Below are 25,772 nucleotides of genomic sequence, written 5' to 3'. Positions count from 1 at the left end.
AATCTTTCACCTTAAGTCTCCTCCCGAATAAGGGAGAAGGTTAGGGAGAGAGGGTAATAAGCGTCTCTCAAATGAACTTTCTGGTGAAGGAAGAATTATTCGAGACAACCACTGACGAATTTATGCTAATCCTACGCGAATATTTTTTATTGCTCAAGCAAATAATTTCCTTTATAGACATCAACAATAACCCTTGTTAATATTCAATTCCTTGATTTCGTATATAAAGGGAAAATATGAAAGGGATTATTCTGGCAGGAGGTTCTGGAACACGTCTTTACCCCGCGACTCAAGGGGTGAACAAGCACCTAATCCCCATTTACGACAAACCAATGGTATATTACCCATTGTCCTTACTAATGCTTACCGGCATCAGAGAAATATTGATTATTACTACTCCTGAAGACATGCCTTCTTTTCAACGTTTACTAAAAAATGGAAATCAATGGGGTTTAAAAATTGAATACGTTGAGCAACCATCACCAGATGGTCTTGCCCAAGCTTTTATTTTGGGAGAATCATTTTTAGGAAAAGAGGATGCTTGCCTGGTTCTAGGGGATAATATATTTTATGGCCATGGCTTGGTCAAAGCACTGAACCAAGCCAGAGAGATTGTTGAGCAACATCGTGGAGCCTGTATTTTTGGGTATCGCGTTCAAGATCCTGAGCGTTATGGGGTAGTAGAATTTGATAAATATCAACGGGTCATTTCGCTTGAAGAAAAACCTCTGAGACCCAAATCCAATTACGCTGTTACCGGATTGTATTTTTATGATAATCAAGTGTGTCAGTTAGCAAAAAAAGTAACGCCATCCGCCCGTGGAGAATTAGAAATTACTTGCCTCAATAACTTATACCTCAATCGAAACCAACTCAATGTCCAATTACTAGGGCGAGGATACGCCTGGCTCGATACTGGCACCCATGAATCTCTAATTGAAGCTTCTCATTTCGTCTCCGCTGTTGAGAAACGCCAAGGAAGCAAAATGGGATGCCTGGAAGAAATTGCTTTTCATTATGGATGGATTAATAAAGACCAACTATTATCCTTAGCAAAACCATTAATCAAAACAGCATATGGACGATATTTGATGGAATTGAGTCTGGAAGAGGAAAATCCTTATATTGGTCAATTTTTGAATAGTCATTACTTAAAACAAGCAGAAGATAACTTAGCTTCAACAAATTGTTAATACAGAGCAGTGCTGTTTGCGGCCCTACGGGTTAATGCGTTTGTCCGATTGGATTGAGCCAAAGGATGATTTATTACAATTAAGCTGATTCCCAAAAAACCGATCAAAAGTTTTCGAATGGTAGGTAATACTACTAAGTAATGGAATAACTATGATGATTGAAGATAATTCTGTAATACTCTTGGAAGAAAATAACGTAGAATCCAAGCATAAAAATAATTTAGCTATTAACACAAATAAAGCTATTTGTATTTTTGTGCTTGGCATGCACCGTTCTGGAACAAGCGCATTAACCCGTGTGCTAAACTTACTTGGTTGTGATTTACCTAATAATTTATTGGGAGCCAATACTAGTAATGAACTTGGTCATTGGGAGTCCATTCCAATTAACCGATTGAATGATAGAATTTTAGATTCTGCAGGAAGTCATTGGCAGGATTGGGCAGAATTTAATAAAGGATGGTTTCATTCACCCAAGGCAATGAGTTTTCAAGAGGAAGCCATAAACCTGCTACAAGAAGAATTTATGGGATCGAAATTATTTGCGTTGAAAGATCCGAGAATATGTCGTTTAGCACCTTTTTGGTTGAATGTCCTTGGCAAAATGAACATACAACCTTTAATTGTTTTTTGTCACCGAAATCCCCTTGAAGTAGCTGCCTCTCTGCAAAAACGCAACGGATTAGAACAACCTTTTGGACATTTATTATGGTTGCGTTATGTTTTAGATGCTGAGCAAATTTCACGCAATCAACCGCGCTTTTTTATAAGTTATGATCAATTAATAAAAAAATGGGGACGCCTAATCACTGAAGCTCAATCCGCATTAGGCATTCATTGGCCGCGTTTTTCCGACAAAGTGGCAGAAGAAATTGCAGCATTCTTGTCCCATAGCCATAGACACCATTATGAAACTCCTGACACAGTAACTGAAAACCCTACTCTTTCTGCATGGTTACGTGACAGTTTTGAAATTTTTAATCGATGGGTAATTACTGGAGAAAATCCGAACGATTACTCCATCCTCGATAGTATCAGAAATGCTTTGAACGAAGCTGGCCCCGCTTTTTCACGCTTAATTTCAGAAGGAAGAAGATCAACATCAAAACTAAAATACTTCAGGAAAGAATTTGCCGAAATTCAGAATAAATTAATTACGATTGAAGAAACTTCGTTCGAGCAACGAGCTCTAATCCAAGATCTCGAGTCAGAGAAACTTAAATTGCTCACTGAGTTAACTGAAAAAGGAAACCAAATCAACTTCTTGCAGACTGGATCGGCTATTCTCCATCAGCAAATCAATGAACAAGAAAATCAAATTGATACCTTCAAAAGAAAAGAAATTATACTTCGCCAACAAATCAATGAACAGGAAAATCAAATTGATACCTGCAAAAGAGAAAAAATTATACTTCGCCAGCAAATCAATGAACAGGAAAATCAAATTGATACCTGCAAAAGAACAGAGATTACACTTCGTCGGCAAATCCTTGAACAAGAAACCCAAATTAATAACTTGCAAAAAGAATTAAATAAAATTGAAGAAGATGGCCAAAAAATACAGGTTCAATTAAGAGATTATTCTCTTGAAAATGAGGCTCTTAAAGAAAATAATAATGATTTACAGAAACGACTTCTCATTGCAACGGATGAAAGCGATAAACTTAACCAAAAAAATTACAAAATTAACCGATTATTAGCAGCACAGAATGAAGAAATAAAAGTTTTATCCACCACAAATACTTCAATCATTTCAGAAAAAAAGAAATTAAAAAATCAACTTGATTCCCAAAAACAAGAGCTTAGCTACATTAAAAACAAACTTGAGAAGCGAGAAAAAGAACTTTCTCTAAAAAACAAAGAATTGATACGTGAGAAAATACAATCTATGCTGATGTCAGATACTCTATCATGGAAGCTCACAAAATCACTCCGAGCTCTGGCAAAACCTATTAGAAAAAGAAAAAAGAACTCTTCGGATACCGATAACCTAAAAGCCAAAGTGCGTATCATTCGTCGTTCTGGATATTTGGACTCCAACTGGTATCTTGCTCAATACAAAGATGTAGCTCAGAAAAAAATTGAACCGGCTCTTCATTATTTATTATATGGTGCTGCTGAAGGGCGCGATCCAGGACCCAATTTTAATACCAATGCTTATTGTGATTCTTGTTCGATTGTAGCAAGCGACATAAACCCCTTAATTCATTATATGTTAGTTGGAAAAAAATCAGGGCACCCACCTACTTCCCTAAAAAAAACAATCCACACAGCAATTACATATAAAAAGAAGCAAAGGAAGTTAACTCCTATTTTTAAAAAATTCTTAGTTAAAAAAAGCAGAAAATCTTTTGAAATTAATAAGTATAAAACAATTATTCAACAAACCGATTTATTTGATAAAGCATGGTATCTTGATCAATATCAAGATGTCGCTCAAAGCAATATTGACCCCATAATACATTATCTTTACTACGGAGCCAAAGAGGGCAGAGATCCTGGTCCTAAATTTAATACTAAAGCATATCTCAAAACATATCAGGATGTAGCCGAAAACAGAATAAATCCTCTTATTCATTATCTTTTATTTGGAAATATTGAAAGCCGTACTATCGTTCCATCGGACATAAAAACGAAGGAGCAAACGGATAAAACAAAACGCTTCGCGCCTCCAGAAAAAGCCATTGTTCCAGTTTCTTTTCCTATGATTCAACCTCAAAAAATCAATTGGAAAAAACAGGCTGATTTAAAGCGTGATAAAAATTTTGTAACAGTAGAACTAGAGGGAACCATCCTTGGGACAATACCAAGCGAAATGTGCAATGAGAATTTTCAGAGAAAATTCTCTCCATTTATAGAGTCGATTATCGTTTTTTGCAAAATACAATGCTGTGATGTTGAAGAATCCTTACATTGTTATGATGACTTGATAAAGCGTCCTATAAAAGACTATTTTGGTTCAAAACCACAGACATTAAAGTACACTTTTACTAACTTAATCAGCCCACAAATTATTATAGCTGATATTGCTTTCATCAATGATTACACTTTGCGTTTTCGCTTTGACAACATATCTGAAAATACTGATGAACCACTCGTCGTTAGATTTTATCAATATGAAATAATCAGGACAAATCATTGAAAATGAGAGCTGAAACCATTCTAAATGGCCATAACCCTGCATTTCTCAATGTGCCGTTAACTAATCCATTTTTTCCTCTATTGGTGGTTGTAACATCGCCTGATGGCAATTTACTTAAAACATCCATCATTCCATTCCCTTCCTTATCTCGTGGAGGGATGCATTATGGTGAATTATGTGCCATTGATAATAAATTAAGTTATCCTGACAATCTGCAAGCCTTATCAACACGATTGCTCGATCAATGGCTTGGAATTGCAAATAATCAGCATGAAAATCTGGCTTTAGGACGAATTGAAGTTGAGTTACAGCAAGGAGCTACAGGAGCAGAGCCCATTTTTTCAACCGCATTTCGAACCTGGCTTGCTGTTATTATGCATATCAAATTAGCCTCTCACCCATGCGATTCCAATCTCCCATCCAAGGTCTCATCTTATCTTGAAGAGAACCTGGCTACGCTGCCCGAGTTTCTAAATAAGAACTTAACCGAACAAATTATTGCTCGTGAAAAAAATGCTTTGGTTGGATTAGTTTTACCCCCAGATTGTATTCCGTCTCTTCATGCACTGGTTACAAGGCAATTCAACACGCCTAAGGCTCCTTGCACGGTACCTTCCTTTGTAATTATTGATAAAGGCACATTAAAACCTGAGTGGAAAATTCAAGTCCCCCCTCTTGGCAACGAATTACTAGACTTTCAAGCTACTGATGCAATCCGTTATTTCCCTGTCTTAATTCCTCTGTCACAGAAAAACAATCTTTTCAATGCAGGAGAAATTTCAAATATCCCTTTTGCTGTAAAATTTCATGATAAACACCCTCAAAATGAAAGTAATTTAATTTTGCCATTACCTATTGAATATAAGAAACCCATTTTTCGTGGGCTAAAGCACCAACCTTTAGTAGTGAAGGATACTATCTTCATATTGCTACCATTATGCGGCCACAACCTACCCGCATTAAGCGCATTCCTTGAGTCATTACAATGGCAAACAATAGCTGAGAACATTCACATAGTAGCCATAACAAAATTGCCTTCGGAGCAAATTACTGAAAAACTAGAACGCTTTTTTCCAGGAAAAAATACGGTAATAGAAAATAAAAACAATTTGTCTCGTAGTGAACAGATCAATTTAGCAACGCAATATACGCAAAATGGTTATTTGTTGATTGCACATGAAGAAATTGTACTACATGACCCGCGAACTGTTGAAACCCTATGTCTAATAGCAGGCGGTGATAAGATAGCTTCCGCCAGTTGTCTATTGATAAGAGATAATCAAGAAAAAACAAATAGCTCCCCAGTAAAAGTATACTCAGGAGGTATATTCCCCTCCCATTCACCTTCGAGCCAATTAATATTTTCAGAGTTTGATTGCCACGATATTTTTCCTTTTACTACCTATCCAGTAGCAGCCAATTCATCCATTTTTTTCATGGTACGAAAAGACATCTGGGACCGTATTGGAGGATTCAACAATAAAGCCATTTCAGATTTTGATATCAATTTGGACTATGGAATCCGATCTATGATGCAAGGATATCTACATTTTTGTACATCCATAATTTCTGCAGGCTATTTAGGTGATGAAATATTGACTGAGAAATTAAATATGAACTCAAACTCAGCAATCTATACAATAATACCTAAAAACATTATAAACAAAATGACAAGCGTATTGGAGATAATAAAAGGATGAGGATTTGTATTCTGGTACCTCCGAGGACTATTTGAAGCAAGCGGGGGTCCGCATAAGATATCGCCGAATTGAAAACGCACTTCAACATCTCGGGCATGAGCTCAGTATTGTACCAATCCAATACTTGGCTGATAAGAAGGATTTTTCTCATGATTCTTATCTTATCAGTAAATGCTATGATGCCAGAGCATTAGTAATTACCTGTCTTTTAAAAAATCAGAAGAAAATGGTAGGTATCGATCTTTTTGATGATTACTTCAGCCAAACCAATGACAATCGATTTCCAAAATTACGTTATTGGTTATGCTCTATTTTACAATACATTGATTTTATTTTATGCTCAACACCTGCCATTGCCGAAGTAGCTAATCAATTAGCGATGGGACAAAAAATCCACATCATGAATGACTCATCTCCCGATATTGATAAAAACGTCCTTCAATCTGCAATTCAATCCAAAATGGATTATTTTAACCAATCCAAAGTTCTGACTGTTGGCTGGTTTGGGATTGGCGATAACCCCTATTTTCCCGTCGGACTGAAGGATCTTGTCGCATTTTCCGGAGAGCTTGCAAGCTTGCGTGATAAAGAGTTCGATATTCAATTAGAGATACTAACTAACCAACGCGCCATGACTGCGGATGCCTTGGCAATGCTTAGACGGATACCGGTTCCTTACACCGTTGATGACTGGACTGAAGAACAGGAAGCCGCATTGTTAGCACGTAGTATGATGTGCTTTTTACCTGTTAATGCGCAAAATTTTAGCATCGCAAAGTCTCTCAATAGAGCAGTAACAACTCTGGTGTCAGGCACTCAAGTATTGTCTTGCGGATATCCTCTGTATGAAAAATTGTCCCCATTTATTTACAGAGATCCACAACAACTGATAAATGACCTTAAAAATGGCTCACTCGCTCTGCGGAAAGAGACCATTCCAGATTTGATAGAAATCATGGAACAATGGGCATCACCAGAACTCGAAGCAGAAAAATTAGCCAAATTCATTGAAACTTGCAATGCAGGATCGTCTCCTTGCAACCTCAATAAACCTTTGATTGCTGTTATCCATGGAAAAAATACCTTGGGAGAGATACATAAATTTGTACAAAAAGTAGGGGTACTCTCCATAGCAAGTCCTTTTTGTAAAGAAAAATTAAATTTTGACCTTCGTTTTTCTTTTAATTCCGATGATCTTAGCATTTATATTTCCGAAAAATACTGTTCGATGTTAAGTAAGCAAATACAGAATAATTTTTTGGGGTGTGAAAAAATTGTAGACAGGCTCTATCATAAGATTAATTTATCCCAGTTAATCTCTAATCGTAATTGCCAAAGAGGTGCTCTTAACTACAAGAATACCTCCATAAATTTCACAGCAAGTTATGCAAAAGTTATGAATGATGTGGCAAAATCCCTACAATTTCTATTCCCTCAATTAGTTTATTTTTATTCAGAGAATTCTAAAGCGCCCTGGTGGCTATTAACTGACATACCATCATACAACCTGGAAGTAACCCCATGATGAAACGACATGCTATCTTTCTTGTTAATCTGCTGCAGGATGTGAATATTATTCGACCACTGATGTTCATGACTTCATTAGATCTTGGATTAGAAACAGAACTTTTAGTATCGAATAAATTTTTAAAGCGTGATGCTTCAGGCCTTTGGCAAAAAGAACTGAATGAAATTTGCACAGCTACAGGAACTATAATCCATTATTTTGACAATGAAAAAGAAGCTATCCAATTTCTGCAAGGAAAATCAGGCTCTTTAGTGGCAGCAAGCGAATCAGATCTACCAGCCCATTCCCCCACCCATAATGTTTTTCGACTTGCCCCTCCCTCCTTGTTGAGAATTACCCTACAACATGGATTTGAATGTGTGGTTTTCTGCACAGCAAAGACCATACTTTGGCGCACGGAGAAAAGGTAACATTTGCTGCAGACATTATCTGCGGTTGGTGTGATTCATCACGATTAACCTCGATAGTTCCTTCACAAAGGGCAAAGTTATATGTGTCTGGCCCACCAGCAGTATTACAATTATCCCCATCTCGAAAACAAAATGATCGTCGTCATGAAGGATTGATATGTGAAAATTTACATTCAGTGCGTTTGAATGTTGCTGGGGATTTCAAAACTGATTTTATCAAGATATTTAAGGATTTTTGCACTGAACTTGCAAAAAATCAAAAAACAGTAACACTGCGTCCACACCCAGGAGGGCAATTCATCTTAAAAAATAATATCCCAATCCCACCTAATGTGACATTAAACAATAATCCAATCTATAAAGTCGACTTAACACGCTTTGCTTACGGTATTTCGGCGCCATCTTCCATTCTCATCGACATGATTCTTGCCGGCATCCCAGTAGCTATATGGCGAGAGGAGACAGGCGTCATGGATTGCAATAACTATAATGGATTAACAGAAATTAGCAGTTTACAAGATTGGTTAGATTTTAGTAAAGAAGCGACCCTTAACCCAGAAAAATTTATAAAGATCCAACAGCGTTTTCTAGAGAATCAGAAAGTGCTAACTAACCCTAAAGATGTTTATTATCGCTTTGTAAAACTTTTTAATGCCACTGAAAATAGATCTATAGCAATAAAAACTAATAAACAACATCAGGAACGCATATTGTTCATAGCAAATGGGCTTATTCCGACTTTAATATTAAGTTTGGTTAACCCGCTTAAACCATTAATACAAACAGGTAAGTTTTTAATTGATATCTTAACTGAGGCACAGATAAATGCAGAATTTAAAGGTCATTTGCAAGATGATGAAATAAATAATTATCTTTTGAAGCGCTTTTTAACATTTAAACCAACTCAGCTAGTTTTTTGTCGATATAGTGGTCCCGGTGCAGAATATATTTTGAGATTGGCAGAACAAAAATGCATACCAACAATTTACACCATTGATGACGATATTTTAAATATACCCCTCGAGCTTGGGGAAAAAAAATATAATTTTCATAATAATCCGAAACGCTTAAGAAACGTAAGGTATTTGCTTGACAATGTGAGTTTGGTGCATTGTTCTACTAAACGTCTACAGCACCAATTTGAAAAATTGCGTATCAAGTCGCCTATATACACAGGAAAAATATTTCATGCCAGCAAGATTGTTGTTCCGGCAGCAAAGAAGCCCGTAATTCGAAAATTTGGTTACATGGGCATTGACCATACCCACGATCTGGGCATGATCCTACCTTCCCTTGTTGAGTTTTTGCGACGAAATCCCTCCATAAATTTTGAAATATTTGGCCCAATACCTATTCCTCCAGAATTAAAGGAATTTAAAGAAAGAATAACAACAGTTCCAATGATTCGTGATTATGAAGAATTTATGAAAAGATTTGCTAAATGCGATTGGGATGTTGGTATTTGCCCATTAGCACCAATACACTTTAATTATTTAAAAACCAATCTAAAATGGCTAGAGTACACTGCTCTTGGTATAGCAGTTATTGCTAGTCGTAATACCGTGTATGACGAGTGTTGTGCTGACAGATGTGGTATTTTGGCTGACACTCAAGAGGAATGGCTTTGTGCTTTTGAAAAAATGGCTAATTCTCCAAAAGAGCATTTTGAACAAGTTTGTCGTGCCCAGAAAAAATTGGAAGAAAGGTTTTCTATTGAAAGCCAATGTGCTGAAGTTCTAAATATTTTTGAAATGGCAAAAACAAATAATAACTCACCTTACGCAGCAACGTCTTGACTTGTTTTTAAAAAAGATAGCTTTTGTCCGCAATTTTTAAAAGGACAAAGGATGAATAAGGAGCGGTTACCAATCAGGTACCCTTTGATTATACTCTTTCTGATAATTGGTTTGGAGCTAAAGCCAATATGGTTTTTATTCAGAATATCCTGAAAAAACACTTATCTTTGACCTATTACAAAAAATCCAAGGTAGGTTTTCAAGTTAATCAAATAGTTTTTTTATTCAATTTGTTGGGGTGTTATGCGAAAGAAACTTTTCCTCTAGCTGCAATAAATTCTTACTTCGTTCTTTGATGCGTTTTGCAGGAGAACCAGCATAGATTCCAAATGCGCTACAGTCCTTTGCTATTAAACTCAATGCCCCAACCGCGACACCATTCTCTAGAGTCACACCAGGAAGAATTATACTTCCACTCCCTATAATGACATGCTTCCCCAAAAAGACATTTGCGTGAGCTACTCTTTTATATTGAGCTGGGATAGTGGGGTTTGTCATCACTAGCCCAGAATAATCATCACTACTAGAATATATAGCAACCCTCGAAGAAAGACCACAAAAACTAGATATTGTAATTTTGCCTGCACCAATTACAGTCACACCTACTGCTATGTGAACATAATCACCAATGTATATCCCACCATCCCCAGCGGAAAATACGCAAAAATCATCTATCCGAACATTATTACCTATAGAAATTTGGTTGATGTTATAAAAAGAAGCCTTATCGGAAATTTGGACATTGTTCCCTACAGCAGAAAAACCCATTAGGTCAATTAATTCACGTGTCAGGAAAGGCATCTAATTCTCCAAAAAGATCTTATATATGATTGATAGTTAAGTTGTAGAGTTGGCATACGTACTAAGTAAAAGTAATTTCTTGGTACTTCATGGCTGCTCTGAGATCGATGACAAAGCACCATCATAACATTAATCAATAATGCCATCTTAAAATAAAATTCGTGTATATTGTGCACCTGTATAATGAACTGATGTATCTTTATATGATTTTCTCACTCCAGAAATCTTTATCAATAAGATCATCATTAGTAAATTTTTTCCCCGTATATAGTTCTTATTCAGTTTTCCAAAGCTGGGCGTACTCCACTGCTTAGTAATGTTTAAAATAAGGACCGCCCTCAGCAAAATGCAGCATTTTGGACTTACCATCTTATGGTTCTTTATATCATTCTACTAGCCAATTCCATTCATAAGAGAATTCACCAATTTAATGTATTCTATAGTTTCTTTTTCTTAATTCAATAAGCTATCTTTCAGGTACCAGAAAATCTAGCATTTATCACAAAATAAATATTTTTGCGGTATAATTAAATATCAACGGAGTATGTATTTTTTAAGTTATCACTTAACAAGTTATTCTTATAGCTAAATTCTGCAACAGCGTTGATAACGCTTTCTATATCTTCCTCAGTAATATCAAGGAAGAATGGTAATCCTAGGCTATGACTTGCTAAGCGCTTTGTTATCGGTAATGGTTTTACATTATAGCTAGAAAATGCTGGGTGATTATGGCAGCCACTGCGCCACCAGCGACGGGTATCGATTTTGCGTTCTCGGAGGAAATTTGAAAGTTGATAACTATCTTGCTTTGTCTCGATTATTAAATAATTCGCAACAAAATTTGTATTACTTCCAAATACTTCGACAGAAGGTATATTTTTTAAACCAGCTCGATAGAATTTAGTTTTTTTTAGTAATATATCGCGAGTTTGTTGCCAGTTTTGAAGTGATGCGAGTCCCACAGCACAAGCATATTCACTTAGTTTGGCATTAGTACCGATTGTCTGCGCTACTGAAGTTGTTGAAAAACCAAAATTTGACATTTGTCGAATGCGTTCAATAAGATCTGGATCAGAACATAAAATAATAGCTCCTTCACCAGCAGGTAATGTTTTGGTCGCATGAAGACTTATAACAATAGGAATGGAACCTATATTGAAAGTTGGAAGTTTCCCTACGGCATCAAAACTTGCCGCAGCATCACAAACAACTGGAACTCCATATCGTTCAACAAATTTTTCCCATTTCGTCAGATTTACTGGTTGTCCAAAAGGAGATACAACAGTTATTGCGGAACTTTCAGCAAAATCTTTTTCATCTAGCTGTTCACTATTCAAGTCCCAACTGTTCTCGTCTACATCTAGAAATACAGGGGACATACCTGCTTGAATTATTGCATGAGGAGTAGCGGCAAATGTCCATGAAGGACAAATGCATTGTTTGGATGGTCGTTTGAGTGAAACAGCTTCTAAGGTCAGCGCAAGCCCTACTGTAGCATTCGAAGCAAGAGCAACCTGATCAATGCCAAGTCCAAAATGAATTGCCAGTTTTTGTCTAAATTCTTCGTGAAGAGGACCAAAATTAGAATACCAGCGGTTGGAATCAATTTTCTCAAGATAAGGTATTAAATCCGAAGTAAGGGGTAATCTAGGTTTAAAAACAGAAAGCATTTTATATATCCTATATTTATGATAAATATCTTTAAATTGATAATATCTAGAGATGCTATTCAGGAACTAAAAATAGACTAACATATCCGTGTAAAGGTTATTGTCTTAATGGAACTTATACCCCATATAATTTATTAATTCAATTCATTTATTTTATTAAAATAATATGAATTTTAAAAAATTTCTTGCTAAGATTGCAATCTGAAAAGTTATAAAACGGATTTATCTCTCATTCAAGGTAGAGACCAATAGACTAGATTTCGAGCGCTTTATCGACTAGAAAAAAACATCAGGAAGTTGATGGAGATTTTTTCTGGTGTTGAACTCTATTTTGAATAATTCGCATAGGAATTTTTTATGTCTTGCGCTGCATTACTTTTATCCTTTAATAGTAAAGATTTTATCTCACGAACAATTGAAGCACTCAATACGCATGAGCCGGCTGTGGATATTTATGTTATAGATAATAATACTGAAACATCAGAAACTGAAATAATTCCCACCCTTGATCGTTATTTGTCAGAAAATTGTATAAAAGGGTATTGTGCTTTTCAAAATAACATTATTAACAATGCATGTACGGTCGCTTTCATTGAAGATGTATTTGGTCTTGTTGGCCGGTATACACATATTCTTGTGTCTGATGGAGATATTGAAGTATTGTCACCATTCCTCGATGAGCAAATGTTAATATTATCTAATGATGAAATATCATGTTGTGCATTGCAAGTGGATATTCGCTTTTGGCCGACATCGGATCCTTCGTACCTTCTTTTCTTAACTATTACTCTAAAATACTGGCAGCGAAGCAAGCGAAGAAAAAATACGCTATTACCAAAGGTGGGTTCTGGATGCGTCTATATGAACTGGAGTTTTTCATGGATATTGTCAAAATATTCAATGAAAATGGGTTTAGGCTTCGTGATGGACTTATCGATAAATATGTTGAAATGCGATATAATACATATTGCGCCGTGACAATGCATTCCTCTGCTAGAGAGCTTACTCATGTTAACTATACAAAAGAATATAGTTCAAAGAAGGCTGAAATAAATAGGTCGTCACAAATTTTCAATTACAATAATCTTTATAATCATGACCTGATATCTGATGCGATTGTTCGGCTTAGGTCTTCGAACAGAACAGAAATCTCTTCAGTCAAAGTAGAAAAGAAACCCTTTCTAGTGCCATCTAGTCCGGAAAACCACACATCTCCCGCCGATCATCCTTTTTTTAAGGATTATGCGTCTCAGATAAAGAGGGCTATTATTATCCCATCGGGTTGTTGTACCGATACGTTTATCAGTTCTCTTGACCCTGATATTCCTCTCATTATTGTGGTTGGTTCAACATTTACAAGGGCTATATTTGACTTCAAAATCAAGAAATGGTTTATTCCCATAGAATTGTTTCTCTCATCACAACAAGCGAGGAGCGTTACTTTTTTAAGTTTGAAGAGAGTGGATATTGACTTCCGTAAGTTTTCCATAGTTAACTCAAAGATGCCGAGAGCAATATTTCAGGCTTCTAGTCATATTATGCACAAAGAAGGTACACTCCAAGTTGTAATCCATAATTACGAAGAAGTATTTGGCGATTTGAGTTTTGCCAATAGGGGGATGCGTCATCTATATGAGGGGAGGACTGACCATTTTTCTAAAGCTCGGGTGGCGAGAAAGAGGTTTGCAGCAACATGCTCTTCTTGGATTGTAGCTGACATGATAACTTGTTGTTTATTTGCGGATGAGTACAATATGTGCCTCCTAGAAACACAAGATGGCATAGATCAGGAATCACGGTTACCTTATATTAAAGCGCATTTCGGAATACATCAGAGATTGCAATAGACTGTAGTGGTTTGTGAAATTAATTATAGATTTTATTCAGCTGGGTCGTATCTTAACTTTGGCGCGTGAAGCAGCTCTAACAAAGAGTTTTTGGAATAAGTCAGGCTCACAATTTCCCAAGACGACTTGCTGAAACTTTTTGCTCTATACATGGGCTTTCCATAAAAGCATTCAGTCTATTCATTATCTATATGATAAATAAAGTATTTTAACTTAAGTTGACGTCATTGCGTGAACATTTACGATAAATGCATATCGATGTGTAAATTTGTAACTATGGCTATTCTATTTAATCATTCGGCACTTTAACAAGCAATATCATTGAAAAATGCTTACTTATTGAGATGTGATTTAAAATACTTTTAACCGCACTTTAAATCTCATCTTACTTATTGATAATATTAGCTTATTCAAAAAATAAGCTGTAGAATGTGCTTAACTTTATTTATTGAATTCAATACAGGGAAGGAAGAAAATGCGCAAAGTATTTGTCGGCTACACTTCATATCAGGATATCGTATATCAAATAGCAAAACACTCTATTGAGCGTCATTCCAATGATATCAAGTGTTATCCAATCATACAAAAATCCTTACGTGATTTGGGAATTTATACTCGCCCTATTGATAAAAATGGCTCAACTGAGTTTTCAATTACGCGCTTTCTAACTCCTTGGCTAGCAGGTTATAAAGGATGGGTCTTATTTTGTGATAATGACATGTTGGCACTTGAAGATCTCAATAAGCTATTCGATTTGGCAAATGACAAATATGCGGTGCTGTGTGCAAAGCATGACTATAAGCCAACAGAAACAGTAAAGCTCGATGGACAAAAGCAAACATTATATCCAAGAAAAAACTGGTCTTCTGTCGTTTTATGGAACTGTGATCATCCAAAAAATAAATTAATTACTCCTGAACTAGTAAATGAAGTAAGCCCTCTATTTTTACATCGATTCATGTGGCTAGAAGATAACGAAATTGGCGAATTTTCTTATGAGTGGAATTGGCTAGTTGAATGGTATAAAGAACCTCTGAATGGTAAGCCTAAAATGTTGCATTTTACTGAGGGGGGTCCATATTTTAAGCATTATCAGGACGTTGAATACGCTCAACTTTGGAGAGATGAATATGAGCTGTATACCGGTAAAAAATTTACCAATGACGATATTATTGACAAAGATTCATGGAGTAAACAGATCATAAAAAATACACCCATTAATTTTACTGGTGTTTAGTATTGTTAGGATCTGTTGACATTTTACTTGCAAATAAGGCGATGATCTCGGCATCAATTTGACCTGTTTTAGCTAGCAGATTTTGATACATCAATTCCTATATAAATTTTTCCTTCTTGAAACATGATAATAGAGGCCTTTAATCACTCAGCCTTGTAGGTACAGGATTTTGTAGCTCCCTGGTAACTGTTCGAGCTCGGTTAAGGGATGAAGCGACGATCTTGCTATTACACAGGCTTCTTGCCACAGATCACTGCGATCTGTCGCTTCTTTTTAATTTGCTACTGTACAACAGTAACAAGAGTCTATTAAATTATATTTTTAAGACACAAGGTCACGCATTAAAAACTACGAAAGGGCGTGAATAATTACCTTACAGGTTCTTGGATGTTAAATTTTGGAATAAATCAGTTAACTGAACTATAAAACCATAACTTGGATTCTTTTAGTTCTTCAGGCATCGCTCCTATAAATATAGGCTGTCTATTGACAGGACAAAACTTGACTCCCCTTATTTGCCTATATTCATCATGAAATATTTTTTTTATATTAGAGTCCGTAGGTCTATTCGTGGCCACACCGCCATGTATTTGATGGAATGTTCCCTCACCAATTACCATAATTAACTCAGAATCAGGTAGTAAACTTGCTCTATTATATAAATCTAAATTGACTAAACCACCTCCTGGAGTTATGAATTTTTCACAATACCCATCCAATTCCTCCCACATTTCCTTCTTCATAAAAATAGCATTACTCTCAGAAACAGGAGCAAACCAACCATTAGCAGACGATCCAGCAAATGAACTTATTTTAAATAAGTTATACCCATTGTTAGTCCAATCAGCCTGTTCGAGTAAATTGTCTTCAATTTTCTGATTGTAACCATTGTGCATACTTTTCATCTGCACATCTGGTCCCAAATGAAAACCATAGCTTGCTATAATGGGGCGATGATGTATTTTTGATGCAATAATTGCTTTATTAATTAAACCTGGGGAAGCGAGGCGAGCCCCATCAATCATTACGCCTACTAAATTATGCTTAGCAATTCTTAACCCATAATTAATAGCTTTAACTGGAGACGGTTGCGGGTTTTTCATACAAATAACTTTAATCTTATCTGACAGCGCGCCAAGATTTAAAGGAAGGGATGAACCATTATCAATAACTATTATTTCTAGCTCTAAATTATAATTGATTAATTGCTGATAAGGTGGCAGAAGACTAAAGATAGTCCTCGGGAGTTCTCTTTGCATATTATAACTAATGACTATAACCGAAATATTTTGACTTCTTTTTCTACATATTTTTTTAAACATGAGTGCGCATTTCCTTAAAAATTTTAACCATTAATCAGTTACTATTCCTCTAATGTTATTTTGCTGAGAGAATTTATTAAATATTCCCAATGACCCTATTGGTGTTGAGTTTGTTCGCAAAAGTATCTCTTCATAATTTTCCAAATCTAATGTACTAAACTTCCTTACGATTGGATTATATTTTTTAGTCAATATATCGTTTTTAGGATTGAGATTCGTTATTAGCATCAATCCAGTCGGTTTTGTATTTAACAAATTCAACTTAAGATCAGAGCGAAACTCTTTTAAACAAAAAAAAATTTTCCATACATCACCTGTCCATACTTTACTTTCCCGTTTTCGTTGGGCTTGACGAAGATGGTTTGGATAAATATCATCAATGACGATAACCGTATTTTTTTTTGCTATTTTTTCTATATTTATAAAATCTCTTAAGACAAATTCAAATAAATGCATTCCATCAATAAAAACTAAATCTGGCTTATTATTTTGGAAAATTGTAGCAGCCTCAAATTCGAAAAAATCATCACTAGTCATTCTATGAATTATATGATTTTCTGGGAGGTGCTTTATTTCTGGAAAAGGGTCAACACCATGAGCACAGCACTTTGCCAAAGATAAGCTTTTCCCTTTACGCACTCCGATTTCCAAATAAATGTTTGGTTTAATCTCTTTATGCAAAGCTTCCAAAATTGTAAGATAAGAAATCTCTCCTTGTATCTTCTCTTCCTCAGCGGCGCAGGTTGAATTGCAAATGAATTGTGGTACAACTACTTGTTCGAATTTATTTTTTTTTGAACAAAAAATCGAAATATCATTATCCTTGTAATTATATTTTTTTATATCCGGATGTTTTGCAAACACTCCCACTAAATCATTCCAAGGTCCTTTATTATCGTGCCAACAATCTATAAGGTGGCATTGAAAAGCCTTAGCTAAGGCTTGATATGCATCAGGATAAAATCTATAGCAATCAACAGGATAGCGATGAATAGGGCCAGCAGATGGGGCAATTAATATTATTAAGCCATTTTGTTGTAATACTCTAACCATTTCTTCAAATAAAATCCAAAAACATTCAACATGCTCAAAAACTTGTCCGCTAATGACAACATCAATAGAACTATTCTCAAAGGGTAGGTGATAAGGGTTATTTAAAACCACATCAACACCCTCCTTATTTTCAAGATCAGCAGCAATATAATCAAATTCAGCATTTGAAAAAATATCTTTATAACTTCCATTAACATTCGCTCCACCAACATCAAGAACTTTTAGAGGTGTAAGATTGTTACCAGTCTTGAAATGAGTTTGAATGTACCTTGAATAACACTTCTGCATATTTTCCATTGATGATGCATGCATAATTAAATAACCTCTTTCATAATATTTAAAACTTCCATTAATAAAGTATCCATTTAGAGAACATCTGCATCCTCTGACGAAAAGTCGTTTAAATTTATAAATTATTCCTTGCAGGTTTCTAATATTTAGTAGTGCAATGGCAATAAGGTGCTCAGGAAAAGGCCCGTTTTATATAGAAAAAGAAAAATTCTCCGCTTCCAATGTTAAATTGGGATTGTAGTAAGGATCATATTTCAATATATCGCCCCATGTTTCTGTCATGTATTTAATCTCATTACTAAATCTCACCATTTTCTCAGGCGTGTCTTCATAGCCTCTGGAAAGAGACTCATAGTGATAAAGTTTGGCGTAAGGGGTCCATAGATTCTTGTACCCTAATCGTCTGACCTTAAGACAAAAATCAACATCATTAAAGGCTACTTTTAAAAAATCTTCGTTCAATCCATTCACTTCCTGGTAGATCGACTTTTTTACTACTAAACAAGCCCCTGTCACTGCAGACAAATTTTGAATAAGGAATAAGCGGCCAAAATAACCTGGTGATCTATCAGAAAAATGTTTATGGGAGTGTCCTGCAACACCCCCAATACCTAAAATAATGCCAGCATGTTGAATCGTATTATTGGGATAATACAGTTTTGCTCCAACACAACCCACATTTTTCCTAATAGCATGAGAAACCATTTCTGATAGCCAGTCTGGGCTGATAACTTCTACATCATTATTAAGCAAACCGATTATATCGCCTTGACAATGGTGCTCCACCGCATAGTTATTCATAGCAGAATAATTAAAAGGGTGATCATAATCCAGAATTTTGATATTACTTTTCTGTGTTCTTAAATCATCAAAAAATTTAAATGTTTCCTCTTCGACACTTTGATTATTTATAATAATTATTTCGTAATGGAGATAGGTGGTTTTTTCGATAATAGATTGGACACATTTTTTGAGTATCTCAACCTTATCTTTTGTTGGAATGATTAAACTCACTAATGGCAGATTTTCAGGCAGATGGTATTTCACGCGATAAGTGGTATAGATTACTCCTTTTTCAACACTAGCTTTAATTTGATTATTGTTGAGATATTCCTGAAGAGCTCTTGACCAGCCTGGGTTGCATAATCCTTATTTTTTATTGTTCTAGCCACCGAATTTTTGCTAGTACGCCAGTGATATAAAATTTTGGGGATATGCAAAATTTCATCTTCCCTAATAAAAGACAAACATCTTAACAATAAATCGTAATCCTGGCTCCCTTCAAAGCCGATACGAAGTCCACCAACCTGACGCAATAGGTCCTTTTTAATGACGCAAAGGTGACAAATATAATTCATACTCAGAAGTAAATCATAATTAAAATCTGGTTTGAACAGAGGTTCTTTTCGGAAACCTACAGCACTTATTTTATCTTCATCACTATAAATCAATTTGACAAAGGGGTTGTTATTTATAGCTTGCACTACTTCAGAGAGTGCATTAGGAGCAAGAAGATCATCATGATCCAAAAAAGCAATAAACTCTCCTGTCGCTAATTCAAATGCCTCATTTGTTGTTTTTGAGATGTGTTGATTCGTTTCTCGAAATTTGATTTTAATTTTAGGATGGTTATTGTATCGTTTGAGAATTTTTATAGTAAAAGGATTTGTTGATGCATCGTCTGCAATGCATAATTCCCAATTGGCATAATCTTGGTTAAGTACTGATTTGATGGTTCTTCTTAGAAAAATTGGATTGGTATTGTATGTTGGCATGACTACCGATATTAATGGATTGATATCAAAGTCATATTTTCTTTTCTTGGTTTCGTTCTTTTTAATCCATTTATGATACTTCAAGTGTTTTTTTAAAACTTGAAATCTGTTCACACCAACTTCCTTATTAATCAAAATTCATGTTTCTATTCTATAGTACTAGGGTATAATCAGGAATACATTGCTGGAATTCTGTTACATTATTATATCATGGCTGAGAATAAAATTTTTTTTGTTCATATTCCGAAAACCGGAGGGACCAGCTTTCGCAAAAGTTTGGAGTCTTTTTTTGGCCTTAATAAAATAATGTATGACTATAGCCCTTCCTCCGTTGAAACTTCCAAGGTAATCATTGATTATTTTTATAATGGCAACAGGGATACTTACAATTTTTTTAAAGAAATTGAGGAGATTAGTGCCATTTCGGGTCATGTTCGAATTATGAAATACTTACCATTTTTTGGCATTTCTCAAGCAATGACTTTCGTTAGAAATCCCTTGGAACAAATTATTTCTCATTATCTGCATTACGTAAGAGATAATGGTTATAAAGGCTCATTTTATGAATTTATTAAAATCCCTAGTAAATACGAATGCCAAGCCTTCATGTTACGTGGTGTTCCCTTAGAATTAATTGGATTTATTGGGTTAACTGAGGAGTATGACCAGTCTATAAAGCTAATTAACCATCAATATCAGTTAAATCTTGAAATGTTGCACTTAAACGAAACCAGCTCGGAATTTGCTATTGATTCTGATGCAATAAACAGTGTCCAGAATTTGATAACAAATGATCAGCAATTATATGACAAAGCCCAAATAATTTTTGAAGAACGACTGCGCATTTTTAATTCATGCCAACCTTGGGTGTATGGATTTGCTGATATTGATCGCCATAATATTATTCACGGTGTTGCTTACTACAGTAATAGTGATGAACCCGTAGTTCTTGACATTTATTTAGATGAGGAACAAATTGGTTCAACTCAAGCTTCTCTGTTTTCCAGAAATTGGAGTTATTTACAACTTCCAAGAGCCTCATTCGTTGGCTATCAATTTTCCTTGCCCCAAGATACTAAAGCAGATCAAAACGTGAACGTTGTAGTCAGTAAAACAGGACAATGCATTTCTTACAATAAACTTAAGACAAAAAAAACGATTTGTTCTTAATTGCATAATTAGAGATTAAGCACCTTTATTAAGTAAATCCTAGGTTAGGAACATGAATAGTACTTGTGTGAAACCCAACCATGTCATTAATTACCTAATAAACAATCACCCTCGTTACTATAATCCAAAGCAATACCCAACTTTTTCAAGGAAAGCTCTCGGCACATTTAAAACTTGCCAGAAAATGGGGATTTTCTAATCTCGCTTTCCCATAGTATAAAGGCTTTCCATCTAGTTCCTTTACTTCCCCACCTGCTGACATAAGCACTGCGTGGCCTGCTGCTGTATCCCACTCCATTGTTCTTCCGAATCTTGGATAAAGATGAGCTTTCCCTTCTGCAATTCGGCAAAACTTTAAAGACGAACCTACCGTTAGAAACTCTTTTACTTTCTTATCTTTCAGGAAATCACCCATTTCTTTCTGATTACCATGTGAGCGACTGCCGATAACGATGTATTCTTCTGGTTGATGTGGTTCGAGTTTCAATGTAATTTGCTCACTATGGCGCTTTTGTTTATAACAAACATGGCCTACGTGACCTATGTAAATTTCATTAAATGCCGGGCAACATACTAACCCCAGGATTGGGTTTTGTTCCCGCACGAGAGCTATATTTATCGTGAACTCGCCATTTTTTTTAATAAACTCTTTAGTACCATCCAAAGGGTCGACTAGCCAGAATTCATTATCTAGCTCATCATGCAACTGCTCAGGCTTAAGATCGCTAAGGACTCCCTCTCCCTCTAATGAAATTCGTAGATTCGTGGATCCCGCTATCAAGGAAGTTGAGATAGGAGGATTAATGATTACTTTTGTACGGATTAATTGACTTGATTCCTCTGAAATAATTTTAATATTGGGAGTAAGTGCAGAAAGTGCCTTCACAATGATGTGATGAGAAGCCAGATCTGCTTTAGTCAGGGGAGAACCATCTTTTTTTGGGGTATAATTAAAGTCATCATCATAACATGCCATGATGGCATCAGCAGCCTGCCAACACACCTCTACTAACTTGGAAATTATGTCCTGCACGAAATAATTTCCTTTTCTTTTAATAAATTGATTATAGCTACTGCTGCTTGTTCCACACTTTGTTCTATTGTATTGATAGTTAAGGATGGATTTTTAGGTGGTTGATAAGGACTATCTATCCCGGTAAAATTTTTAATCTCACCACGACGAGCTTTTTTGTACAACCCTTTTGTATCACGTATTTCAGCAATTTCTAGCGGCGTATCTATAAAAAGTTCAAAAAATTCGGTTTCTCCAATCAGCTCTTTTGCCATTAAACGCTCATGTTCAAAAGGAGAAATAAAGGATACAATACAAATTAAACCCGCATCACACATTAACTTGGCCACTTCTGCTATTCTCCTGATATTTTCAACACGATCGCGTTCAGTAAAACCCAAGTCTTTATTCAGTCCATGTCGAATATTGTCACCATCCAATAAAATAGTGTGAATTTTTAGTTGATTGAGTTTTGATTCGACAATATTCGCGATAGTAGACTTCCCTGCACCAGAGAGCCCTGTTAACCAGAGCACGCAAGAATGGTGGCCTTTAATGCTGGCTCGGCTTGGCTTATTTACCATTAATTCCTGTTTATGAATATTGGCAGAGCGTCTTAATGCAAAGTTTAACCAGCCACATGCCACAGTTTCATTAGATAACCGATCTATTAAAATAAAACCACCTAATGTTTTATTTTTTTCATAAGGCTCAAAAGTAATTTCCTTGTTAAGTGAAATGTCACAAACACCTATTTGATTCAACTCCAATTTATCCGCTGCTTTATGTTCTCCAGTATTCACATCAAGTTGATATTTAGGAGAATTAGGGATACATAATGCCGTCTGGGTGGCACACTTCAAAATATACTGCCGTCCTCTAATCATAGGACTGTTGGACATCCATAATATAGTGGACTGAAATTGTGCAGCTACCTCGCATGGAGATTGTCTATTGGTAATCACATCACCTCTCGAAACATCAACTTCATCTTCCAAAGTTAGAGTGATCGATTGGCCAGTGAAAGCCATGCCTTGTTCACCATCATAGGTTATAATACTGTTCACCCTGGTTGTCTTTCCTGATGGCTGGATCTGTACCGCTTCGCCTGGTTTTATACTGCCACTGACTACTGTACCAGCGTAACCACGAAAACCGGAATTAGGTCTGTTTACCCATTGCACTGGGAAACGGAATGGCCCACTATTTTGATTGGTTTTTATTTCAGCAGATTCGAGTGCGTTCAGTAAAGTTTGCCCTTGATACCATGGCATCATAGAACTATAAACACTAATATTATCCCCTTTTAACGCAGAAACTGGAATCACTGAAATATGCTCGAAACCTAAACTGGCTGCAAATTGGCGATAAGAACGTTCAATGTCCAGAAATTGTTGCTGCTCATACCCTATCAAGTCCATTTTATTGACTGCGACAATAACCTGTTTTACACCCAATAAAGAAACAATAAAACTGTGCCGTTTTGTCTGGGTAAGTATTCCTTTGCGACTATCAATCATAACAACAGCCAAATCGGCTGTTGAAGCACCTGTCGCCATATTGCGAGTATACTGTTCATGGCCAGGAGTATCAGCAACTATAAATTTACGGCGCGGGGTAGTGAAAAAGCGATAGGCCACGTCGATAGTAATGCCTTGTTCGCGTTCAGAGACCAACCCATCAACTAAAAGGGCCAGATCAATATCACTGCCGGTGGTTCCAAATTTTTGACTATCTCTTTTCAGTGCATCCAGTTCATTATCAAAAATCATACCGGTTTCAAACAATAATCGGCCAATTAAGGTAGACTTTCCATCATCCACAGAACCACAGGTAATAAAACGCAGCAAACTCTTTTTTTCATGAATTTCCAGAAATTCGGTCATGCTGGCAGGTTGTTCTCTAAGCCCGCTTGGAATGGTTGTTTCTTCCATATTAAAAATACCCTTCTTCCTTTTTTTTCTCCATTGAAGATTGACTATCGTTATCAATTACACGTCCTTGCCGTTCACTTTGTTTACTAGCCATGAGCTCATAAATAATTTTGGGTAGAGTATCCGCACTGGAGCGAATTGCACCGGTCAATGGATAACATCCTAAAGTTCTAAACCGGACCATTTGCTCTTTAGGTGTTTCATTTTTACGCAGAGGTATGCGTTCATCATCAACCATTATAAGAACGCCATCACGCTCAACGACCGGCCTCAGGGCAGCAAAATACAGAGGAACAATTTCAACGTTTTCAAAATATATGTATTGCCAAATATCAATCTCTGTCCAGTTAGATAAAGGAAAAACCCTAATGCTTTCTCCTTTGTTTTTTCGAGTATTATATAAAGACCAAAGCTCCGGCCTCTGATTTTTGGGATCCCATCTGTGCTGAGAATTTCTGAAAGAGAAGATACGTTCTTTTGCTCGTGATTTCTCTTCATCCCTTCTGGCGCCACCAAAAGCAGCATCAAATTGATAATGATCCAATGCTTGTTTAAGCGCTGCTGTTTTCATCACATCAGTATGTATAGCTGAACCATGAATAAATGGATTAATATTATTTTTAATTCCTTCTTCATTGGTGTGAACAAGAAGATTCAGATTATGCTTTTTTGCTATGGCATCTCTGAAAATATACATGTCCTTAAATTTCCAGCCAGTATCAACATGAAGAATTGGAAAAGGTATTTTAGCAGGATAAAATGCTTTTAAAGCCAAGTGAAGCAACACAGAACTGTCTTTGCCTATAGAATAGAGCATGACTGGATTATCTGCTTCGGCGACTACTTCACGGAAAATATAGATACTCTCAGCTTCCAATTGTTTAAGGTAGGAAAGACTCATATAATCCCTTACAAATTAATTATACTCCTGCATTGCAGCATTTCATCGAATTTTAATTTAGGAGTCAAGCCTTTTGGATTGACATTTGATATGATTACCAGCAATGGTAATTTTAAGCATCGGCATCTGAAATACTTGTCTGGTAAGAAAGGAATATCTATGAGCATTGGAGTCAGATCATCTTGGCAAGTCATGTATTCTGCCATAACCTGTCTAGTAATCCGCGATATCCAAAAAAAATTCCTTAATAACGTTCGCTCAACACGCTCATTTGGGTTCATTTGGATTTTTTTAACCCCCTTAATGCATGTTGCAGTTTGGATTTTTGTGCGGATAGCTCTGGGCAGACATGCTGATAGCGAATTACCACTTCCGCTCTTTATTCTACTCGGGGTAATGCCCTTCATGTTGTTCTCCAATGTACTAGGGAAAGCCCCAACACAGATTGTAACCGACAAAGCCTTGTATATGTTTCGACAAATAAAACCAATTGATACGGTTATCGCAATGGTAATCACTGAGGCACTTATTTTGATTGCCAGCTACCTGTTGATTTTGATTCTCTTTTGGTGGATTGACATCAAATGGACACTGTATAACCCTCTCATGTTATTCGAAACTTTTTTTGCCTTCACACTATTTTTATTTGGGATTGCCTTTATCTTATCTGTTGCCGGTTTCTTCTTTCTGTTTATAAGACGAATTATTACTATACTTTCAAGAATCTTATATCTGGTTTCAGGTGTTTTTATTCCTGCGAATTTAGTTCCTGAGCCTTTGCTAACCATCATGTCCTATAATCCTTTGTTTCAATGTAATGAATTATCACGACAAGCTTTTTCAATCGCTGCACCCTTCCAAACTGCCGCAAGCATGCCTTATCTTTGGTTTTGCGCGACTGTATCTCTATTATTAGGTTTGATGGCTTACATAGCATTTCGCCAAAAAATTATGATAGAAATCGAGGAACATTAGTTAGGGAGAGATCGA

General features: G+C 36.0%; 20 protein-coding genes. 11 read left to right on the top strand and 9 right to left on the bottom strand.

Annotated elements, in window-relative coordinates; all coding sequences use genetic code 11:
- The first annotated feature begins 236 nt into the window (after positions 1 to 236).
- From rfbA to OK13_RS02610, 6 genes are all read left to right on the top strand, one after another.
- Positions 237 to 1,193 carry a glucose-1-phosphate thymidylyltransferase RfbA gene (rfbA, locus tag OK13_RS02635; protein ID WP_081964843.1) on the top strand — a complete coding sequence of 319 codons (957 nt, stop codon included), beginning with the start codon at positions 237 to 239 and terminating at the stop codon, positions 1,191 to 1,193.
- 151 nt (positions 1,194 to 1,344) lie between these two features.
- The gene (locus OK13_RS13815) at positions 1,345 to 4,335 is read left to right on the top strand and encodes a hypothetical protein (protein WP_052117534.1); all 2,991 of its coding nucleotides are present in this window, start codon (positions 1,345 to 1,347) and stop codon (positions 4,333 to 4,335) included.
- Positions 4,332 to 6,035 (top strand): hypothetical protein, encoded by a 1,704-nt coding sequence (locus OK13_RS02625; RefSeq protein WP_152571546.1) that lies wholly within the window; start codon positions 4,332 to 4,334, stop codon positions 6,033 to 6,035. The genes OK13_RS13815 and OK13_RS02625 overlap by 4 nt, the downstream gene beginning before the upstream one ends.
- Positions 6,036 to 6,039: 4 nt before the next feature.
- Entirely contained in the window at positions 6,040 to 7,560 is a 1,521-nt protein-coding gene (locus OK13_RS02620; protein WP_035887389.1) for a hypothetical protein, read from the top strand.
- Positions 7,557 to 7,973: a hypothetical protein gene (locus tag OK13_RS02615; protein WP_035887387.1), complete on the top strand. Its 417-nt coding sequence runs from the start codon at positions 7,557 to 7,559 to the stop codon at positions 7,971 to 7,973. Before OK13_RS02620 ends, OK13_RS02615 begins: the two co-directional genes overlap by 4 nt.
- Positions 7,919 to 9,769 (top strand): glycosyltransferase family protein, encoded by a 1,851-nt coding sequence (locus OK13_RS02610; RefSeq protein ID WP_152571545.1) that lies wholly within the window; start codon positions 7,919 to 7,921, stop codon positions 9,767 to 9,769. Before OK13_RS02615 ends, OK13_RS02610 begins: the two co-directional genes overlap by 55 nt.
- 225 nt (positions 9,770 to 9,994) lie before the next feature.
- Here OK13_RS02610 and OK13_RS02605 read toward each other — a convergent pair whose 3' ends face one another.
- Both OK13_RS02605 and OK13_RS02600 read right to left on the bottom strand, forming a co-directional pair.
- Positions 9,995 to 10,570: an acyltransferase gene (locus tag OK13_RS02605; protein WP_035887383.1), complete on the bottom strand. Its 576-nt coding sequence runs from the start codon at positions 10,568 to 10,570 to the stop codon at positions 9,995 to 9,997.
- 527 nt (positions 10,571 to 11,097) lie between these two features.
- Positions 11,098 to 12,240, bottom strand: a complete 1,143-nt coding sequence (locus OK13_RS02600; protein ID WP_052117533.1) for a DegT/DnrJ/EryC1/StrS family aminotransferase — start codon at positions 12,238 to 12,240, stop codon at positions 11,098 to 11,100.
- Positions 12,241 to 12,597: 357 nt separating this feature from the next.
- Here OK13_RS02600 and OK13_RS02595 point away from each other — a divergent pair, with 357 nt between their 5' ends.
- The 3 genes from OK13_RS02595 (at position 12,598) to OK13_RS02585 (ending at position 15,324) form a co-directional block, all read left to right on the top strand.
- Positions 12,598 to 13,218 (top strand): glycosyltransferase family 2 protein, encoded by a 621-nt coding sequence (locus OK13_RS02595; RefSeq protein ID WP_035887382.1) that lies wholly within the window; start codon positions 12,598 to 12,600, stop codon positions 13,216 to 13,218.
- Positions 13,119 to 14,087: a hypothetical protein gene (locus OK13_RS02590; RefSeq protein ID WP_160264727.1), complete on the top strand. Its 969-nt coding sequence runs from the start codon at positions 13,119 to 13,121 to the stop codon at positions 14,085 to 14,087. Before OK13_RS02595 ends, OK13_RS02590 begins: the two co-directional genes overlap by 100 nt.
- A 475-nt stretch (positions 14,088 to 14,562) precedes the next feature.
- Positions 14,563 to 15,324: a glycosyltransferase gene (locus OK13_RS02585; protein WP_193786249.1), complete on the top strand. Its 762-nt coding sequence runs from the start codon at positions 14,563 to 14,565 to the stop codon at positions 15,322 to 15,324.
- Positions 15,325 to 15,731: 407 nt separating this feature from the next.
- Here OK13_RS02585 and OK13_RS02580 read toward each other — a convergent pair whose 3' ends face one another.
- From OK13_RS02580 to OK13_RS14825, 4 genes are all read right to left on the bottom strand, one after another.
- Positions 15,732 to 16,646 carry a glycosyltransferase family A protein gene (locus OK13_RS02580; protein ID WP_052117532.1) on the bottom strand — a complete coding sequence of 305 codons (915 nt, stop codon included), beginning with the start codon at positions 16,644 to 16,646 and terminating at the stop codon, positions 15,732 to 15,734.
- Between the two features lie 30 nt (positions 16,647 to 16,676).
- The gene (locus tag OK13_RS02575) at positions 16,677 to 18,011 is read right to left on the bottom strand and encodes a class I SAM-dependent methyltransferase (protein ID WP_052117531.1); all 1,335 of its coding nucleotides are present in this window, start codon (positions 18,009 to 18,011) and stop codon (positions 16,677 to 16,679) included.
- 168 nt (positions 18,012 to 18,179) lie between these two features.
- Positions 18,180 to 19,004 carry a glycosyltransferase family 2 protein gene (locus OK13_RS14830; protein WP_206538882.1) on the bottom strand — a complete coding sequence of 275 codons (825 nt, stop codon included), beginning with the start codon at positions 19,002 to 19,004 and terminating at the stop codon, positions 18,180 to 18,182.
- A gap of 50 nt (positions 19,005 to 19,054) precedes the next feature.
- Complete coding sequence (locus OK13_RS14825) at positions 19,055 to 19,879, bottom strand: glycosyltransferase family 2 protein (protein WP_206538881.1); 825 nt, start codon at positions 19,877 to 19,879, stop codon at positions 19,055 to 19,057.
- Positions 19,880 to 19,975: 96 nt separating this feature from the next.
- On the opposite strand from OK13_RS14825, the gene OK13_RS02565 reads away from it, so the two are divergent.
- Positions 19,976 to 20,935: a sulfotransferase family 2 domain-containing protein gene (locus OK13_RS02565; RefSeq protein ID WP_035887379.1), complete on the top strand. Its 960-nt coding sequence runs from the start codon at positions 19,976 to 19,978 to the stop codon at positions 20,933 to 20,935.
- Between the two features lie 145 nt (positions 20,936 to 21,080).
- Here OK13_RS02565 and OK13_RS02560 read toward each other — a convergent pair whose 3' ends face one another.
- From OK13_RS02560 to cysD, 3 genes are read right to left on the bottom strand one after another with little or no spacing between them, the layout of a single operon-like run.
- Entirely contained in the window at positions 21,081 to 21,968 is an 888-nt protein-coding gene (locus OK13_RS02560) for a 3'(2'),5'-bisphosphate nucleotidase CysQ family protein (protein ID WP_035887377.1), read from the bottom strand.
- Positions 21,956 to 23,881 (bottom strand): sulfate adenylyltransferase subunit CysN, encoded by a 1,926-nt coding sequence (gene cysN, locus OK13_RS02555; protein WP_035887375.1) that lies wholly within the window; start codon positions 23,879 to 23,881, stop codon positions 21,956 to 21,958. Before cysN ends, OK13_RS02560 begins: the two co-directional genes overlap by 13 nt.
- A 1-nt stretch (position 23,882) precedes the next feature.
- Positions 23,883 to 24,782, bottom strand: coding sequence for a sulfate adenylyltransferase subunit CysD (gene cysD / locus OK13_RS02550; RefSeq protein WP_035887373.1), 900 nt, complete (start codon positions 24,780 to 24,782; stop codon positions 23,883 to 23,885).
- 159 nt (positions 24,783 to 24,941) lie between these two features.
- Between cysD and OK13_RS02545 the strand changes: the two genes are divergently transcribed.
- A complete protein-coding gene (locus OK13_RS02545) occupies positions 24,942 to 25,757 on the top strand; it encodes an ABC transporter permease (RefSeq protein WP_160264726.1) in 816 nt (271 codons plus the stop codon).
- Positions 25,758 to 25,772 lie beyond the last annotated feature (15 nt).

The organism is Legionella norrlandica (genome assembly GCF_000770585.1).
GTDB lineage: Bacteria > Pseudomonadota > Gammaproteobacteria > Legionellales > Legionellaceae > Legionella > Legionella norrlandica.
Note: the sequence above shows the minus strand (reverse complement) of the source record. Positions and strands in the feature narration are given on the sequence as shown.